Source organism: Guyparkeria halophila, assembly GCF_034479635.1.
GTDB lineage: Bacteria > Pseudomonadota > Gammaproteobacteria > Halothiobacillales > Halothiobacillaceae > Guyparkeria > Guyparkeria halophila.
In genome coordinates this window covers 837,790-855,244 of sequence record NZ_CP140153.1, presented here as the reverse complement: position 1 = coordinate 855,244, position 17,455 = coordinate 837,790, and the positions used below count along the sequence as shown (strand labels likewise).

The 17,455-nt window shown below is 65.7% G+C and carries 17 protein-coding genes and 2 tRNA genes; 11 read left to right on the top strand and 8 right to left on the bottom strand.

The window, feature by feature from the left end:
- Positions 1-86: 86 nt before the first annotated feature.
- The gene (gene hemB, locus SR882_RS03990) at positions 87-1,085 is read left to right on the top strand and encodes a porphobilinogen synthase (RefSeq protein WP_322522055.1); all 999 of its coding nucleotides are present in this window, start codon (positions 87-89) and stop codon (positions 1,083-1,085) included.
- 218 nt (positions 1,086-1,303) lie between these two features.
- Positions 1,304-2,224 (top strand): sensor domain-containing diguanylate cyclase, encoded by a 921-nt coding sequence (locus tag SR882_RS03985; protein WP_322522054.1) that lies wholly within the window; start codon positions 1,304-1,306, stop codon positions 2,222-2,224.
- 18 nt (positions 2,225-2,242) lie between these two features.
- On the opposite strand, the gene SR882_RS03980 is transcribed toward SR882_RS03985, so the two are convergent.
- The 4 genes from SR882_RS03980 to SR882_RS03965 all read right to left on the bottom strand — a co-directional run bounded on the left by SR882_RS03980 (position 2,243) and on the right by SR882_RS03965 (position 5,713).
- Positions 2,243-2,857, bottom strand: coding sequence for a DUF2238 domain-containing protein (locus SR882_RS03980; RefSeq protein ID WP_322522053.1), 615 nt, complete (start codon positions 2,855-2,857; stop codon positions 2,243-2,245).
- 5 nt (positions 2,858-2,862) lie between these two features.
- Positions 2,863-3,300 (bottom strand): VOC family protein, encoded by a 438-nt coding sequence (locus SR882_RS03975; RefSeq protein ID WP_322522052.1) that lies wholly within the window; start codon positions 3,298-3,300, stop codon positions 2,863-2,865.
- A 27-nt stretch (positions 3,301-3,327) separates the two neighbouring features.
- Positions 3,328-4,314: a DUF697 domain-containing protein gene (locus SR882_RS03970; protein ID WP_322522051.1), complete on the bottom strand. Its 987-nt coding sequence runs from the start codon at positions 4,312-4,314 to the stop codon at positions 3,328-3,330.
- Positions 4,315-4,375: 61 nt separating this feature from the next.
- Positions 4,376-5,713 carry a YcjX family protein gene (locus SR882_RS03965; protein ID WP_322522050.1) on the bottom strand — a complete coding sequence of 446 codons (1,338 nt, stop codon included), beginning with the start codon at positions 5,711-5,713 and terminating at the stop codon, positions 4,376-4,378.
- A 255-nt stretch (positions 5,714-5,968) separates the two neighbouring features.
- On the opposite strand from SR882_RS03965, the gene SR882_RS03960 reads away from it, so the two are divergent.
- On the top strand, positions 5,969-6,997 hold the full coding sequence (locus SR882_RS03960; protein ID WP_322522049.1) for a cation diffusion facilitator family transporter: 1,029 nt from the start codon (positions 5,969-5,971) through the stop codon (positions 6,995-6,997).
- A 103-nt stretch (positions 6,998-7,100) separates the two neighbouring features.
- Here SR882_RS03960 and SR882_RS03955 read toward each other — a convergent pair whose 3' ends face one another.
- Complete coding sequence (locus tag SR882_RS03955) at positions 7,101-8,723, bottom strand: methyl-accepting chemotaxis protein (RefSeq protein WP_322522048.1); 1,623 nt, start codon at positions 8,721-8,723, stop codon at positions 7,101-7,103.
- 233 nt (positions 8,724-8,956) lie between these two features.
- Between SR882_RS03955 and SR882_RS03950 the strand changes: the two genes are divergently transcribed.
- The 3 genes from SR882_RS03950 (at position 8,957) to dusA (ending at position 11,051) form a co-directional block, all read left to right on the top strand.
- The gene (locus tag SR882_RS03950; protein ID WP_322522047.1) at positions 8,957-9,172 is read left to right on the top strand and encodes a YjfB family protein; all 216 of its coding nucleotides are present in this window, start codon (positions 8,957-8,959) and stop codon (positions 9,170-9,172) included.
- Between the two features lie 89 nt (positions 9,173-9,261).
- Positions 9,262-9,990 (top strand): sulfite exporter TauE/SafE family protein, encoded by a 729-nt coding sequence (locus SR882_RS03945; RefSeq protein WP_322522046.1) that lies wholly within the window; start codon positions 9,262-9,264, stop codon positions 9,988-9,990.
- A 53-nt stretch (positions 9,991-10,043) separates the two neighbouring features.
- Positions 10,044-11,051, top strand: coding sequence for a tRNA dihydrouridine(20/20a) synthase DusA (gene dusA / locus SR882_RS03940; RefSeq protein ID WP_322522045.1), 1,008 nt, complete (start codon positions 10,044-10,046; stop codon positions 11,049-11,051).
- Between the two features lie 2 nt (positions 11,052-11,053).
- Here the strand turns inward: dusA and SR882_RS03935 are convergent, their stop codons facing one another.
- Both SR882_RS03935 and SR882_RS03930 read right to left on the bottom strand, forming a co-directional pair.
- Positions 11,054-11,560, bottom strand: a complete 507-nt coding sequence (locus tag SR882_RS03935; RefSeq protein ID WP_322522044.1) for a hypothetical protein — start codon at positions 11,558-11,560, stop codon at positions 11,054-11,056.
- 4 nt (positions 11,561-11,564) lie between these two features.
- Positions 11,565-12,260 (bottom strand): lytic transglycosylase domain-containing protein, encoded by a 696-nt coding sequence (locus SR882_RS03930; protein ID WP_322522043.1) that lies wholly within the window; start codon positions 12,258-12,260, stop codon positions 11,565-11,567.
- Between SR882_RS03930 and SR882_RS03925 the strand changes: the two genes are divergently transcribed.
- The 5 genes from SR882_RS03925 to SR882_RS03905 all read left to right on the top strand — a co-directional run bounded on the left by SR882_RS03925 (position 12,259) and on the right by SR882_RS03905 (position 16,349).
- A complete protein-coding gene (locus tag SR882_RS03925; protein WP_322522042.1) occupies positions 12,259-12,666 on the top strand; it encodes a DUF1249 domain-containing protein in 408 nt (135 codons plus the stop codon). The genes SR882_RS03930 and SR882_RS03925 overlap by 2 nt on opposite strands.
- Before the next feature lie 97 nt (positions 12,667-12,763).
- Positions 12,764-12,839: transfer RNA gene (locus tag SR882_RS03920), tRNA-Gly, on the top strand.
- A gap of 6 nt (positions 12,840-12,845) precedes the next feature.
- Positions 12,846-12,919 (top strand) — tRNA-Cys (locus SR882_RS03915).
- Between the two features lie 98 nt (positions 12,920-13,017).
- Positions 13,018-14,094, top strand: a complete 1,077-nt coding sequence (locus SR882_RS03910) for a lysylphosphatidylglycerol synthase transmembrane domain-containing protein (protein WP_322522041.1) — start codon at positions 13,018-13,020, stop codon at positions 14,092-14,094.
- Positions 14,091-16,349, top strand: coding sequence for a glycosyltransferase (locus SR882_RS03905; protein ID WP_322522040.1), 2,259 nt, complete (start codon positions 14,091-14,093; stop codon positions 16,347-16,349). The genes SR882_RS03910 and SR882_RS03905 overlap by 4 nt, the downstream gene beginning before the upstream one ends.
- 32 nt (positions 16,350-16,381) lie before the next feature.
- Here the strand turns inward: SR882_RS03905 and sohB are convergent, their stop codons facing one another.
- On the bottom strand, positions 16,382-17,455 hold the full coding sequence (sohB, locus tag SR882_RS03900; RefSeq protein ID WP_322522039.1) for a protease SohB: 1,074 nt from the start codon (positions 17,453-17,455) through the stop codon (positions 16,382-16,384).

The following is a 17,455-nucleotide window of genomic DNA, read 5'->3' as shown; positions in this document are numbered from 1 at the left end:
GGTCCTCGGCACGGCCAGATGTGACGGGAGGCGTGCTGTTGCTATCCTACCGACCCTTCGCTCACAAACGCCAACCGGAGACCGACATGACGTTCTCGCGCGCCTATCCTGCCCATCGACCGCGCCGCATGCGCCGCGATGCCTTCAGCCGTCGCCTGATGCAGGAGAACACGGTCTCGACCAACGACCTGATCCTGCCGGTGTTCGTGCTCGAGGATCCGAACGGGCGCGAGCCGGTCGAGTCGATGCCCGGCGTCGAGCGGCTGGGGATCGAGAACCTCTCGCGGCTGGCCGAGCAGGCGCTGGAACTGGGCATCCCGGTACTCGCCCTGTTCCCGGTCACCCCGCCGCAAGCCAAGTCCGAGCATGCCGAGGCCGCCTACGACCCGGACGGCCTGGTCCAGCGTACCGTGCGGGCGCTCAAGGAGCGCTTCCCGGAACTGGGCATCATGACCGACGTGGCCCTCGACCCCTACACCACCCACGGTCAGGACGGCATCATCGACGCGAACGGCTACGTGCTCAACGACGAGACCGTCGAGGTGCTCATCCGACAGGCCGAGTCGCACGCGGCGGCCGGTGCCGACATCGTTGCTCCGTCGGACATGATGGACGGGCGCATCGGCGCGATCCGCGAGAACCTCGAGGCCAGGGGCCACATTTACACCCGCATCATGGCCTACAGCGCCAAGTACGCCTCGGCCTTCTACGGTCCGTTCCGCGATGCGGTCGGCTCGGCGGCCAATCTGGGCAAGGCGGACAAGACCACTTACCAGATGGATCCGGCCAACGGCAACGAGGCCATCCACGAGGTCACCGCCGATCTCGCCGAAGGCGCGGACATGGTGATGGTAAAGCCGGGCATGCCGTATCTGGACGTGATCTACCGGGTGAAACAGGAACTCAAGGCACCGACCTTCGCCTATCACGTCTCCGGCGAATACGCGATGCTCAAGGCCGCCGCAGAGCGCGGTTGGCTCGACTGGGACAAGTGCATCATGGAGACCATGACCAGCTTCAAGCGCGCCGGCGCCGACGGCGTACTCACCTACGCGGCCATGGACATCGCCCGCCAGCTCAAATAAGTCGGGGCAGGCAAGCAAGTTCAGCAATACGACAGGCGGGCCTTCCTCGGGGAGACCCGCTTTTTTTGTTCCTCACCACGGGTAATTTCCCCTTTCGCTGATTTGCGCTTACTTTTACGCAACCCTTGAGGCACGAACGCGAGCCCGTCGCGCCGGCATCGCCGCCCTGCCCGTTTAGGAAAACGAGGATCGACACCGTGACCGGCACGCCCAGACCGATGCAACCCGACCACGAGGTCTACCGCACCCTGCTCGAATCGACCCGGGCGATTCCCTGGAAGATCGACTGGCAGACGCTGACCTTTTCCTACATCGGGCCACAGATCGAATCCCTGCTCGGCTGGAACCCGGAGAGCTGGGTGGGCATCGACGACTGGGCCGAGCGCATGCACCCCAAGGATCGCGAACGGGTGGTCAACTTCTGCGTCGCCCAGTCCAAGGCCGGTTCCGACCACGAGGCCGACTACCGTGCCCTGACCCGGGAAGGCGATTACGTCTGGATCCGCGACGTGGTGCACGTGGTGCGTGACGAGAACGGCGAGGTCGACAGCCTAGTCGGCTTCATGTTCGACATCAGCGAGCGCAAGGCCAACGAGGAAAAGCTGTTGAGCCTGCAGAAGGAACTGGAAGAACTGTCGCTCAAGGACGGCCTGACCGGCGTCGCCAACCGGCGCATGTTCGACTCGATACTCGAGGTGGAATGGGCCAACGCGTATCGCCATGGCCAGCCGATCTCGCTGGTGATGCTCGATATCGACTACTTCAAGCAGTACAACGACGAGTACGGCCACCTCGCCGGCGACGACTGTCTCAAGACCGTCGCCCGCGCCCTGGAGCAAAGCGGGGTGAGGGCCGGCGACCTGCTGGCCCGGTTTGGTGGCGAGGAATTCCTGCTACTGCTGCCGAACACCGACGAGGAGGCGGCCCATGCGGTGGCCGAGCGCTGCCGACAACTGGTCCTCGACCAACGGATTCCCCACGCCACCTCTTCCATCGCCCCGCAATTGAGCGCGAGCTTCGGCGTGGCTACCGTGATCCCCACCGGCGACATGGCCCCGGTGGAACTGGTCGAGACGGCCGACTGCCATCTTTATCGGGCCAAGAACGCCGGCCGCAACCGCGTCCATTCGACTGCCTGACGGCAACGGACGCGAGCGCTACCCGCCCAGCCCACGGATCTGCCGATCCTGCCAACGCGCCAGCGTGACCAGCGCCACGACCGCCCCCAGCAAGGCAAAAAGCATGTCCGACTGGGCATCCCAGGGGTCACCCTGCGTGCCAAGGAACTCGACCGCCCCGCCGCCGGCGATCACGGCCGCGCCCCACTCGATCAGCTCGTAGCCGGCACTCACCGTCATCGCGACGCAGATGGCGAGAAACCCGACCATCCAGGGACCCTGGGCAAAGCGGCCACGAATCAGGATCTCGCGGGCCAGCAACGCCGGCACCAACCCCTGGAAGACGTGCCCGATCTTGTCGTAGGGATTGCGCCCCAGATCGAACCACGCCTGGATCTCGAAACCTAGTGGTACGCGGGCATAGCTGTAGGCCCCGCCGTAGATCAGCACCAGGGCATGCAGGAACACGAGCGCGTAGAGCAGCGGGGTGAGCGGGAATCGCTTGCGGGTGAGCCACAGGATCGGCAGCGCGATCGCCGCCGGGGCGACTTCGAGCACCCAGGTAGCACGATCGAAGGGATCGATGCCCGAGACCACCAAGGCGACCAGTACCAGCGCGGTCCCGCCGATCAGCAGCCACCGCCCGTTCTTCACCTCCCTCACTCGCCCTGCCCCTTGGCCAAGAACACGTCGCCTGCCGCATCCTGCGTCCAGAACGGGTTGTGGGCCACCTCCCAGAGGTGGCCATCCGGGTCGGCAAAGTAGCCCGAGTAGCCACCCCAGAACGTGGCCTGCGCCGGCTTGACGACCCGTCCGCCGGCGCGTTCGGCCGTGATAAGCACCGCGTCGACCTCCCTGGGCCGGCGGACGTTATGCGCTAGGGCCATCCCGGCAAAGCCGCCGCCCTCGGGCGAGACCCCGGCATCGGCGGCCAGCGCCTCGCGCGGATAGAGCGCCAGGATGATGCCGTTGAGCTGGAAGAAAACCACCGACTCGGCGGCTTGACCGACCGTCCAACTCAGCCCCTGCTCATAGAAGGCCCGCGAGCGGGCCAGGTCGGCCACGCCCAGGGTAATCACGCTCAGCCGCTGTTCCATGCCCACCCCCTCCCCCATGATTGCCGGCTATCGGGACGACGATCGCTCGCGGATCGCACCGAGGATCAGTTTCGCCAGGTTGCGGTCGACCAGCGGCTTGTGCTCCGGGGCGATGCGTGAGGCACGCATGGCCTGGCGACCGATGCGCAGCGAATACAACGCCACGGCCACGCCCTGCCCGGCGCGAGCGCCGAGGTTGACCATCAGGTTGGATGCCCAACCCTCGCTGGCCGAATCGAGCACGGTCTCGGTGGCCGAGGCAAAGGCCATGTTCTGCAGGATCATCCGGTACAGGCGCCAGCGCGCCGGGAACGAGAGCGTCAGCCCGTAGATGCGGGCGATGGCATTGACCATGCGCGCATTGCGCCAGGCCACCAGCAACAGATCGAGCGCGGGATAGGGGCTGGCGGCGATGAACAGGCCGGTACGCACCACCTCGCGATGGATCAGCGCCCGTGCCCGGGCATCCTGGTCGGCATAACCGCGCTCGAGCGCCACCACCAGCTCGGTGGCGTGACTGCCGGCATCGATGCCCAGCAGGGCTTCCTCGAAGGTCCGGCGCTGCGGGTTGTCGGCGAGCAGGTGCTCGGCCGCCTCACGCAGCTCGACCACCGACTCGCCCATCTCGCCCTCGCGTTCGGCCTCTGCCAGTCGTCGATTCAGCCGGGTGATGGCATCGATCTGGTGGCGCTGGCGCCAGGCCCGCCAGGCCAGCGCCAGGCCAGCGCCGCCGACGCCCACCCCAATGGCGAAGATCGCCCAGCCCAGTGCCGGATGCGTGGCGTGCGCCCACCAGATGGCCTGCAGCCAGTTGATGGTGAGCCAGGTGACCGCCACCACGCCCAGCAGGGTCGCCACCCAGGGAAAGCCCCGCCGGGGTTCGAGCAGGTCGGCCATCTGCTCGACCGACTCCTCGTCGTAAAGCGCCTCGGTATCGACGTCCGGCACCGAGGCGCCTTGCGCGTGGATGCGAGTGGCCAGGTGACCCCCTCGCGGCGGTTGCTCATCGCTCATTGAAGGCTCCGGAAGGTGTCTTGTGACGGCATGGGTTCATTGTGGGTTCATCCATCGGGGCTCAGGACTCGCCGATCAGGAAGTCGAGCAGGGCGTCGACGCGCCGGCCGGGAAAGGCTCGGGCCCGGTCCAGCCCGGCGGGCGGGGCCAGCGTGGGCAGGTCATCGATGGCCAGCTCCAGGTCATGCGGCATCTGCTCGGGGATGGTCGGCGGGGTGAAGGCGATCTTCTCCCGCGAGCTCTTTTCAATACCCACCAACATGGGACGGCCGCGGGCATCCTCCCGCGGCTGGGCGGCGGTCACCGCCGAGACGGCGAACAGGCGCAGCTCGATGTCCTTGCCGGCCAGCCGCTGGGTCAACTCGAACAGGTAACTGTCGAGCAGGCGGCTCAGGCGGGCCTGATCGGCGGGCAGCAGGTGATCGATCTGGGTGGCGACGATCGCCACCCGGCGAATGCGGCGGCTAAACAGGTTGCCCAGCCAGTGCCCGTCGCGGTAGCGAAACGGCTCGAGGATCGACTCGAGCGCCGCGCGCATGTCGGCCAGTGCCGCCCGGCCACTGCGCAACGCGCCGAGCAGGTCGACCAGGATCACCTGCGCATCCAGTCGACCGAAGTGGGATTCGAAGAACGGCCGTGCGATCCGGTCGCGGTAGTAGCTGAAGTGACGCTGGCAGACCTCGCCCCAGGAACCCTCGGGGTAGTTATCCGACGCCCCGGTCGCGACGGCCGGCAGGGGCAGGAACGGCATGGCATCCGGATCGAAGCCCTCACCCGGCATCAACCAGCGACCCGGCAGGTTGCGCGACAGCCGATGCGGCGGCAGGCGACTGTCGGCCAGCATCACCGACCAGCGCCCGGCCAATGCCTCCAATCGCTCGGGCTCGAGCGGCGCTGCGGGGTCGATTGCCTGCAATTCCTCGAGCAGCCCCGGCTCGATCTCCCGGCGCGGGCTGCGCGCCAGCCAGTCGCGCCAGTGGGCGCTGTACTCGGCGAACGACCAGTCGAGCAGGGACAGGTCGAGCAGCCATTCGCCCGGGTAGTCGAACAGCTCCAGGCAGCGACGCCGTGGCCGCAACGAATACCAGCGCCGGTCGTAATCCAGCGTCAGGCGGGCAATCGACCAGTCGCGGGTGGATTCGGGCCAGCTCGGAGGCTGGCCGGTCAGCGCGGTCAGGGCATGGTCGTAATCGAAGGCACGCTCGATCTCGCGATGCCAGCGGCCGTGGCGAAGGGCGGCCAGGCCGGATTGCTCCGACAGCGCGCCGCGCCGGGCATTCTCCAGGTGATTGATGATGGCCGTGATCAGGGTCGACTTGCCGGCACCGGACAGGCCGGTGATCCCGACACGCGTGACCGGGCAACCGGCGAGTAACGAAGAGGTCGTATCGTGGGCCATGGGCGGGGACATTCCGGCAAGCGAAGGGTATGACGATGGTAGACGAGCCACCTATCCCACCCAAGCCCTGCCCGTCACCGCGCAGTTCCAGCGGGCTGCAAACCGTGTGGCCCTGGCTGGACTGGCGGCCGGACACGGAGTGCAGTAAAATGGGACCAATCCGGTTCGGTATTAGTCTTGCCTAACTTTTCAGCGGCAAGCCCCCGTGTGGGAAACCGAAGCCCGACAGCGATCCGACAAGGCGACGATCAACCCATGCACAATCCCCACGCCAAACTGCTGCGCATGGTCACCACCGCCTCGGTGACGCTGGCCCTGACGCTGATCGCGCTCAAGCTCGCGGCGAGCATCACCACCAACTCGGTCAGCATGCTCGCCTCGTTGATCGATTCGACCATGGACCTGCTGGCCTCGCTGGTCACGCTGGTGGCGGTACGCATCGCGCTGCAACCGCCCGACGAGGACCATCGCTACGGGCACGGCAAGGCCGAGCCACTGGCCGCCCTGGCCCAGGCGACCTTCATCGCCGGCTCGGGCGTGTTCCTGCTGATCGAGGCACTACAGCGCCTGATTCGCCCGCAGGAGATCGATGCGGTGAACTGGGGCGTGGCGGTGATGATCTTCTCGATGGTGGCGACGCTCGCCCTGATCACCTTCCAACGCTACGTGATCATCAAGACGCGCTCGCCGGCGATCAAGGCCGACGCCTCGCACTACAGCATGGACTTTCTGGTCAATGCCTCGACCATCGCCGTGCTGATCCTCGCCGGTTATGGCCTGAACTGGATCGATCCGATCTTCGGCGCCCTGGTGGGTATCTTCGTGCTCTACAGTGCCTCCAAGGTGGGCCGGGAAGCCCTCGATCACCTGATGGACCGCGAGGTGCTCGACGGCACCGAGATGCGCATTGCCCAAATCGCCACGGCGCATCCCTCCGTCCACGCGGTCGATCAGATCCGCACCCGCCTGGCCGGGCAGACGATGATCATCCAGCTGTATCTGTATCTCGACAATCACATCGATCTCAATCGCGCCCACCAGATCGGCGACGAGATCGAGGCCAAGCTGCTGCGCACCTTCCCCGGTGCCGACGTGATGATCCACGAGGAACCGCTCTCCGCCTGGGAGCCGGGTCGCGGACCATCGCCGACGCGGATCGAACCGCTCACCGCCCGACGCCCCCGTGCCGGCCAGTGCGAGACCTGTCGGGATCTGACCGATACCCGTCCCAGCTTCTGGCGACGCCTGCCATTGGTACGACGCCTGAGCCGCGGCCCTCTCTGACGGGCAATACACACGCCACGGCAACCCTCAACGGCGCGAAGGTGGCAACGTAAAAAGGCCGGCAACATTGCCGGCCTTCGTTCGTGGGTCACGCGATATCGCCTCAGGTCTTGAAGCGATTGACCAGGCCATCGAGGTTGGCTGACAACCGGGTGAGATCGCCGCCCGCGGTCGATACCTGCTTCGAGGCGTCGTCGAGCTCCTCGCTCTTGGCGCGGATGCGCTCGAGGTTGCGATTGACCTCCTCGACCGTGGCCGACTGCTCCTCGGCGGCGGTGGCGATCTGCATGGTCATCTCGTTGATGTGGTTGACGTGGCGCACCACCGCATCCAGCGATTCGTCGGTCTCGTTGACCGCCTCCAGCGTGGCCTCGCCCTGTGACTGGCTGACTTCCATCGCCTCGACCGTTCGATGCGCCCGATCGCGCAGGCCGTCGATGATGCCCTTGATCTCCTCGGTCGACTGCTGCGTGCGACTGGCGAGGTTGCGGACTTCTTCGGCGACCACCGCGAAGCCCCGGCCCTGTTCGCCCGCGCGGGCCGCCTCGATCGCGGCGTTCAGTGCCAACAGGTTGGTCTGCTCGGCCACACCCTGGATCACGTCGAGCACCTTGCCGATGTCCTTGGTCTGCGACTCGAGCTCACCGATCGATTCGGCGGTATTGCGCATCGAGCCCATCAGTTCGTGGACGGTATCCATCGAGCGCTTGAGCGCCTGCTGGCCGTTGTGCGTGACCTCCTCGGTCTCGTTGGAGGCACTGGCCGTCTGGTTGGTGTTCTCGGCAATCTCGCGGGTGGTGGCGGTGAGTTCCTCGATCGCCGAGGCCACCATCTGGGTCTGCTCGTTCTGCTCGTGGGTGCTCGCGCGCGACTGCTGGGTGATCATCGACATCTCCTCGGCCGAGGCGGCGAGCTGACCGGTGGAGTCGGTGATCTCGTGAACGAGGTCATGGATACGCTCGACGAAACGGTTGAAGCCCCGCGAGAGCTTGGCGAACTCGTCATTGCCGGTCACCGGCAGGCGCCGCGTGAGATCGCCCTCGCCCTCGGCAATGTCCTCCATTGCATGGATGACATGGTGGATACGTCGGGTGAAGTTCGCCATCACCAGCACCAGCAGGAAGATACCCACGCCCAGCGCTACCGCACCGATCACCAGCGTGGCCGCACGCGCCTCGAGCATGTGCTCCTCGGCCGCCTCGGTGCGCGCGTCCTCACGCTCCTTGGCGGTGGCGATCAGCGACTGGATGTTCTTGCGGATCTGCTGCCAGTCCGGGTGCTCGTCCTGCACCAGGATCTGCTGGGCACGCTCGATGTTGCCGGCATTGACCTGGTCGAACACCGCTAGGCGGGCGGCCATGACCCGCTCCCAACGCGCCTCGATGTCATCCATCAGCCCCTGGGCCTCGGTGTGGTCCGGCGAGGTCAACGAGCGGGCCTCGGCCAAGGCGGCACGCACGACCTCGTCGGTCTTGCCGGTGACCTTGATCGCCGCCTCGAGGTTGGGACGAAACACCTTGTTGCGCGTCGCCACACCACCCAGAAGGCCGTTGCTCATGATGTCCTGCAGCGCCCCGACGCGGGCGTTGTCCTGATGCTGAACCTGCAGATACTGCTCGGAGATGGAATCCATCTGGATCAGCGCATAGCCGAGTGCCCCGATGAACAGCAAGGCGGACACGGCGAACGCCAGGAGGATCTTGGTGGTGTTATTCAGCCGGTTCATTAGCACTCCTTGAAACCGATGACTTGCGAAATGTCGTTTCATGCGCCTTTTCGGCCGAGGCAGGTAAACCTTTAGCCTACCCATGCAAATAAGCAAACCCTTATAAAACGGCGCCAGCATGCCATTACAGCGAGGGTGAATTCGAAGACGGAGCAGCGTACACTGTTCGTGGGCGGGGCGTGCTCACAACTGGTGATAGGCCCATAAACACACGTTTCGACGGAGGAGGCATCATGGCCGACTCGGTATCCGCCGCAGGCAGCATGCAAACTGCCATGGCGAACGCACAGCTGGCACAGGAAGTGGGTGTACGCGTACAGAAACAGGCGATGGAGACGCAGGAGCAGGCGATGGCGCCGCTGATCGATTCAATCGGTGACAGTGGCGGTCAGTCCAGCACCGCGACCAGCAACGGTCCGGTCGGCGGTCAGATCAACACCTTCGCCTGATCCATCCCACCTTGGCGCCGTCGCGTGAGCGGTAGCCCAACGGTTCCGTCATCCCCGGCCCCGCCGGGGATTTTTCGTTGCGAGGTCCCGTGGACGACATCACCTTTCTTCAGTTGCTGCTGGCCAACCTCGCCATTTTCGCCGGCGCCTTCCTGCAGGGGTTGGCCGGCTACGGCATTGGCACCCTGTCGGCGCCACTGCTCTTTCTGATCAGCCCGTTGTTTCTGCCCGGCCCGCTGATCCTCAATGCCGTGCTACTGACCGTCCTGATCCTGTGGCGCAGCCGCTCGAGCCTGAGCTTTCGCCCGGTGCGATTCGCCATCGGCGGCGATATCGTCGGTACCCTGCTCGCCGTCGCGACCCTGGCGCTGCTCACGGCGCGCGGCTTCGAGCTGGCCTTCGGCATCCTGATCCTGCTGGCCGTTTTCCTGAGCGTGATCGGCATCCACCCGGCCCTCAACCCGCGCAATAGCGTGATCGCCGGCGCCGCGTCAGGCTACATGGGCACCATCACCGCGGTGGGCGGCCCGCCGATCGCCCTGATCTACCAAAACGAACAAGGCCCTTTGGTGCGGGCCAATCTGTCGGCCTTCTTCCTGTTCGCGAGCCTAGCCAGTGCCGTGGCCCTGTTCTTCAGCGGCTTTATTGCCACGCGCGAGTGGTGGCTGTTCGCCGCCATGCTGCCGGGCACCCTGATCGGGTTTATCGCCTCGGGACACCTGATCAACCGCATCCCGTTCGGCGCCCTGCGTCCGATCATCCTCGGCATCGCGGCGATCGCGGGCGTAAGCGCCATCATCAAGGCCCTGCTGCCCTGACGTCTGGCGCCTCCACCGCTACAATGCCGCTCCCTGAAAGAGCCTGCGCCGCCATGACCGATTCGATCCACCCTACCGCCAGTACCGCAACGCAGTCGCCCAGCCCGTGGCGGTTCTGCGTGGCGCCCATGCTCGACTGGACGGATCGGCATTACCGTTTCCTTGCCCGCCAGCTGAGCGGCCATGCCCGGCTGTACACTGAAATGGTGACCACTGGGGCGTTGCTACACGGCGACGTCGAACGTCATCTGCGCTTCGATGACGCCGAGCACCCGGTCGCGCTGCAACTGGGTGGTTCCGATCCCCAGGCGCTGGCCGAATCGGCACGGATCGGCGCCGACTGGGGCTACGACGAGATCAATCTCAATGTCGGCTGTCCCAGCGACCGGGTGCAGAACGGGGCGTTTGGCGCCTGCCTGATGGCGCAACCGACGCTCGTGGCCGAGTGCATTGCCGCCATGCGCGCGGCGGTCGACGTGCCGGTGACGGTCAAGAGCCGCATCGGTATCGATCACCAGGAAACCTTTGATGAATTCCGCGAATTCGTCGACATCGTTGCCGAACAAGGTGGGGCCGAGGTGTTCATCGTCCACAGTCGCAAGGCCTGGCTGAAGGGGCTGTCGCCCAAGCAGAATCGCGACGTGCCGCCGCTGCGTCCCGAGTTCGCCACGCGGCTCAAGCGGGAGCGACCGGATCTGACCGTGGTGCTCAACGGCGGGCTGACCACCGTCGAGTCGATGCAGGGCGCACTGGACGAGGTTGATGGCGTGATGGTGGGCCGAGCGGCCTACCAGAACGTCGGCCTGCTGGCCGACATCGATGCGGCCCTGTTCGATGGCGAACAGTCCGCCAACCGGCTGACCGCCCTGCTGGCGTATCGAGACTACGCGGCGGCCCAGATCGCCCGCGGCACACGCCTACCCACCCTGATCAAGCCGATATTGACCCTCTTTCAGGGCCGCCCCGGCGCCCGCGCCTACCGCCGCCACCTGAGCGAGCAGTCGCCCCGGCGCGCCGACGATCCGAGCGTGATCGACGAGGCGATCGAGTTGCTGCGCTGAGGCTAGCCCCGCCGTTGCGCGACGATTGAGAAGCGGTCGAGCTCGAACGCACGGCCGAAACCGTTGACGTAGCTGCCTGCCCCCGGACGAAGACCCAACAGGTGGAAATCACCCAGCCCGCACAGCAGCTCCACCGTCTTGCCGTGGCCCTCTTGCAGGGCGGCCGTGATGACCGCAAAGCGCTCGTCCTCGCGGTCGACGGCCTCGACCCGCGCTGCCCAGTGGGCGCGTTCGCGGGCGAAGGGGTTGCGGGTGGCCGACTGATCCGCCAGCAAGGCAACACGGGCCTCGCCCCGTTCGAGCAGGGGCCGGGTGTGGGCGGCCAACTCGCTGACCAGCACCCACAAGGCGTCTTCGTGATGGACGAACGGCAGCGTGCCGATCTCCGGCAGGCTTTCCCCCTCCGGGGTCACCGCCAGCACCAAGGCCGACTGCTGCGCCAGGAACGCCGCCAGCCTTCCCTCCTCCACCGCGAGATCCGGGCTCGTGCGGCGTTCATCGGGCGTCATCGCCTCATCCCGCTCCGGCGTAGGCCGCCTGCAACTGCATGACCCGTTTGACGTAGGTGCGCGTTTCCTCGTACGGCGGAATGCCGCCGTAGCGCTTGACCGCATTCTCACCGGCGTTGTACGCCGCCACGGCCAGCTCGCGGTCCCCCTGGAACATCTCGAGCAGCAGCGCGAGATAGGCCACGCCGCCGGCGATGTTGTCCTCGGGATCGAAGCGATCGACCACATCGAAGCGCGCCGCGGTGCCCGGCATCAGTTGCATCAACCCGCCAGCCCCCTTGGGGGAGACCACCTCCGGTCGAAAGGCACTCTCAGCATGGATGACCGCGCGGATCAGGGTCGGATCCACACCGTACAGGCCGGCGAAGCGGTTGACCGGCTCGACGAAGCGGTCATGCACCAGGCGAGGCATGACGCGGTAGCCATCCTGCCACCCCTTGGGCTTGGTCGCCTCGCTCTTGCGCCAGAGCGCGTAGGGTTCGTCGGCCGACTGCTGCGGCACGTTGGTCAGATGCACCACGCCCTGGGCATCGCGGTACTTGTAGACATCGGCCGCGGCACTGCCGGCAGCCAGCCACATGACCAGCACGCTGATGCCGGCCAACGGCCAGGCGGCCGGCGTCGGTCGAAGCCAACGACGATCGGGCATCCGCCCGGCGGCATTCCTATTCGCGCGGCGCTTGCTTACACTGGCGGTCATGAATCTCAACACCGGCACTCCTCATTCCATCGAGCACGATCCATTCGATCAGTTGATGGATCTCTATGAGCAGAACTATATCCTCATTCGCCGCCTGCTCGGCGACCTACGGCGCCTGACTCCGGGTGACGAGTTCACCCTGGGGTTCTCGGTGGTTGCGCGGGTGACCGAGCGGGGCCGGTTCACGCTCGAGATGGCGTTCACCGACCACGAGGTGCTCGATTCCCACCATCGCCCGGTGACCCTGCGGGTGCGCATCTACCTCGACGCCCGTTCGGCCGAACTGCACGACCCGCGTCACCCGGCCTCCTGCCTGCAGGCCGACCGCACCGAGTGTAACCGGGCACGCCAGTCGCGCAACCGCATGTTGCAGCGTTGGTTATTGGCGCGACTTCGTCGTCATTGACGATTGGCGGCGAGATGACGCGAACCACACCCGTCGGACGCCGTCGACGAACGACTTGACACGGGGGCGGTTCCTGATGAAAATTGCGCCCCCTCAAGCGGGAATAGCTCAGCTGGTAGAGCACAACCTTGCCAAGGTTGGGGTCGCCGGTTCGAATCCGGTTTCCCGCTCCAGATTTCGGCTGGATGGCAGAGTGGCTATGCACCGGATTGCAAATCCGTTTACCCCGGTTCGACTCCGGGTCCAGCCTCCAACACTGATGTATGTCACGGATAACCCGCCTCGCGCGGGTTTTTCTGTGTCCGCTGCAAACGGCCCGGCCGATGGGCACATCGCCCGGCACAATCCGCAATGACCGATCCCCACCGCCAGCCCGAACGCTTCGAGATCCAGGACGAGCCGACCTTTCGTGGCCGCCGGCTGGCGTGGTTTGCCTTGCTGTTCATCGGGCTGAGCGCGGCGGGGATCTGGGCGGTCTATTCGCAGGTCGCCGGTCACGAGATCCACTGGGACGCCCGTCTGCTCGGCTGGCAGCTGTTACTGGCGAGCCTGGCGCTGCTGCTGGTCTACTTTGTCGCCGACGGCCTGCGCCTGTGGTTCACCCTGCGTGCACTGGGTCACTCGATCCCGCTGTCGGCGATGGCCCGGCTGGTGTTTCTCAATATCTTCGTCTCCAACATCACGCCGCTGGCCACCGGCGGCGGGGTGGCCCAGGTCTGGTTCATGCGCCGCCGCGGCGTGCCGGTAGGCACCGGACTGACGGCCACCACGATTCGCACGGCGCTCGCGGTGTTGTTCATCTTCGGTGCCACGCCCATCCTGCTGGTGACGCTTCCGGGCGCCCAGGGCGCGGCGCAGAGCGACTCGCTGGTGATTACCCTGAGCGTGTCGGTCGTGCTTTACCTGGGATTCTTCACGATCCTGGTGATGCGCAGCAACTGGCTATTGCGCCCGATGCTGGGGGTACTCAAGGCGCTGCGAGCGCTGCACCTGATCAGCCCGCGACGACATCATCGCTGGCGCCACCGGCTGGTGCGCGAGTTGCAGCAATTCGCCCACGGTTTCGTCCGCTATTTCCAGGGACGCCGGCTCGATATCGCCGCCTCGTTCGTCTTCACGGCGATCTTCCTCCTGGCCCTGTTCTCCTTCCCCGCCCTGCTCTTCTGGGCCCTGGGTTACGGCTTCGACTACTGGCTGGTGATCGGCCGCATGGTGATGACGACCTTCGTGATGTACTTCTCCCCCACGCCGGGCGCCTCGGGCGTTGCCGAGGGCGTATTCGGCTACTTCTTCCGTGACGTGGTCACCGCCTCGCACCTGGTGTTGGTGACCGTGGCCTGGCGGGCGCTGACCATCTACCTGGGCATGCTGATCGGACTGTTCGTCACCCAGCGGGAAATTGCCGCCACGCGGCGGGGCGCTTCATGAGCCGGTTGTCGAACAAGCTGACACCGCGCCGACTGAAACTGGCCTTCTACCTGACGCTGATCGCCATCCTGCTGCTGGTCGGCTACCGCATCTACTTGTCGATCTTCGAGACCACGTATCACGCGGTCCACGCCGAGCAGATCGAGCGCATTCAGGATCAGACGGATGGTCCGACTGATGACGAGCTGCATTTCGCCGTCGTCGGCAATATCAACAACTCGGTCGGCCTGTTCGAACGAAAGATGGTCCCGCGGCTCAATCGCGCGGAGCTCGATTTCGTGGTCTCGGCAGGCAACGCGGTCAGTGGTGGCGGCGAGGACAAGTATCGCGCCCTGTACCGCACGCTATCGCACCTGGAAATGCCCTATCTGTTGACGGTGGGCGAGAAGGAAAGCGGCGCCTTCGGTTCGTTCAACTACTACGAACATTTCGGCCCGTACTTTTTCGGCTTTCGCGCCGGCGGCAGCCAGTTCCTGTTCCTCGACAGCACCGACCCGGACACCTACCCCTTCCAGCTTCACTGGCTCAAGGAGCAGTTGCGTGACCCGTCAGCCGCGCATCGCTTCGTGTTCATCGGCCACCCGATGTTCCGCACCACCCAGAAAAGCCCGCTCGATTTCGACGACCAGTACCTCACCGACGAGGCGTTCCGCGATCGACTCCACGCCCTGTTCCGCACGCATGGCGTCGACGCAGTGTTTTCCAGCAACCTGCACCTGTTCGACGAGCAGAGCCGCGACGGGGTCCGCTACGTGGTGACCGGCGGCGCCGGCGGGCTGGTGCTCAATGACGACACCAGCTTCTACCACTACGTCGACGTAAACACGGCTGGCGAAAACGTGTCGATCACGGTCGAGCGGCTCGACATCGGCCAGCACCAGGTCTTCAAGACCTTGGAGAGCCTGTGGTTCTTCATCCACTCGCTGTTCTACGTCGGCCACCTGAACTTCCTGCTGGTACTTGGCCTGTTGATCCTGCTGGCGATCAAGCTTTACAGCTCGATCTTCGTCGAGCGCGACTACTACCGGAACTACGACCTGGACACCTCGCCGTGGGCGGGCCGGTCGCTGTCCGTCGCCATGGTGACCAACAACTACCTGCCGTTCATCGGCGGCGTGCCCATCTCCATCGACCGGCTACGCCGCGGGCTGGAGCAGTTAAGCCACCGGGTGCGGATCATCGCCCCCAGCTACGCCGACCCGGATGACGGCAAGACCGACGTGGTCCGTATCCCGACGCTGCTGACGATGGGGCGCAACGGCGAATTCCGGCTGGCCAACCCGCTCTCGCCCCGGATTCGACGGGGACTGAAGGCCTTCTCGCCGGACCTGATCCACATCCACCACCCGTTTTGGCTCGGCTGGGCGGCTCAATGGCACGCCCGGCGACTCAAGGTGCCGACGGTGTTCACCTACCACACGCGCCTGGAGCATTACTCGCACTTCGTGCCGCTACCGGGCCCGCTGTTCCGCAACCTGATCGCGCACACGGCCATCCGGCGGTTCGCCAATCGCTGCAACGGGGTGATCGTGCCGACCGAATCGGCGGAGGAATACCTGCGGGTGATCGGGGTCACCGCACCGATCTACGTGCACCCCACCGGCATCGACTTCGATCGTTTCCAGGCCGACGAACCCGAGGCCGTGGAAGCCCTACGCCGCCGACACGGCATTGGATCGGACGAGCGCGTGTTGGTGAGCGTCTCGCGGCTTTCCCGGGAAAAGAACATCGACTTTTTGATCTCGGCGATGGACGAGCTGCGTCGTCGCAGCGACCAGCCATTTCGCTGCCTGATCATCGGTGATGGCGACGAGCACGAGCGACTGCAGGGGCGTATCGACGCGCTGGACCTGGCCGAGGTGGTCACCCTGGTCGGGGCGATTTCACCCGACGAGGTGGCGCGCTACTACCAGCTGGGGGATGCCTTCGTGTTCGCCTCGAAATCGGAGACCCAGGGGATGGTCATCCTCGAGGCCATGGCCGCCGGGTTGCCGGTGGTCGCGGTGCGCTCCAGCGGCATTGATGACGTGGTCAACCACGAGAGCAACGGCTTCAAGACCGCCGAGGACATCGACCGCTGGACCAACGCCACCCGCCAGCTGATCGAGGACGATGCGCTACGCCGATCCATGGCCGCACAGGCCGTCACGACCGCCCGGCGTCACGCCATCGATCATTTCGCCCGCGATGTGGCCGAGACCTACGCCCAGGTCCTGGCCCAGTTCCGGACGGATCGGCAGGAGTCGAGCCGGTAACCACCCACACGGGGGCATTCGCCCCGCGCGGCTCAAAGCGGCTGGCGCCACTCGCTCAACACCGCCTGGGCCGAGGCGCTCAGGCGACTGAGCAGGCCGCGCTTTTTCATCGGCTGGGTGATCTCGAAGGCATCGCCCTGGTTCACCGCCTCGAGGACGAGGTCGTCGCTGGTGCCGATCTCGTCGATCAGGGCCAGCTCGAGCGCATCCTCGCCGTACCAGTGTTCACCGGTGGCGAGTTTATCCAGGTCCAGCTGCGGCCGATAACGATTGAGAAAATCCTTGAACAGCACGTGGGTCTGCTCGAGCTCCTCGCGGAATTTCTCCCGCCCGGCCTCGGTGTTCTCGCCCAGCAACGTCAGGGTGCGCTTGTACTGCCCGGCGGTGTGCAACTCGACGTCGATGTCGTTGCGCTTGAGCAGCCGATGGATATTGGGCAGTTGGGCGACCACGCCGATCGAGCCGACGATGGCGAACGGCGCGGCGACGATGCGATTGGCCACGGCGGCCATCATGTAGCCCCCGCTGGCCGCGACCCGGTCGACCACCGCGATCAATTCGATCTCCGCGCTGCGCAGGCGCGCCAGCTGAGCGGCCGCGAGCCCGTAGCCCGGCACCACACCACCGGGGCTATCGAGCACCAGAAACACCCGGTCACGACCCGGCTCCGCCACCTGCAGCACGGCGCTAACCTCCTCGCGCAAGGCCTCGACCGCCGAGGCACGGATGTCACCATGAAAGCGCAGCACGAAGGTGCGTGACGATGCCTCCGCCTCGCCCTTCTCCTCTGTCACCTCTGCCGGTTTTTCCTCGGTCGCCGTGGGTGCCTCGCTCTCCTTCTTCTTGCTGCCGGGCAAGCGCCGGCGCAGATCGGCCCACTTGGCCTTCCAGCCGGCGTCGGTTTTGTGCAGTGCCTCGCGCAGCTGCTTGCGGCGGGACTCGATCTCGTCGTTGAGACGGCGGATCTTCAAGGGCTTGAGCCGACTGTCGCCGGCCTGCGTGTTGCGCGCCTGCGCCACGACCGACACCACCGCGGCCACGACGAAGATCACGGCGACCGCCAGCGTCAGGGTCTTGAGAAGAAACAGGAAATACTCTGGCCACAT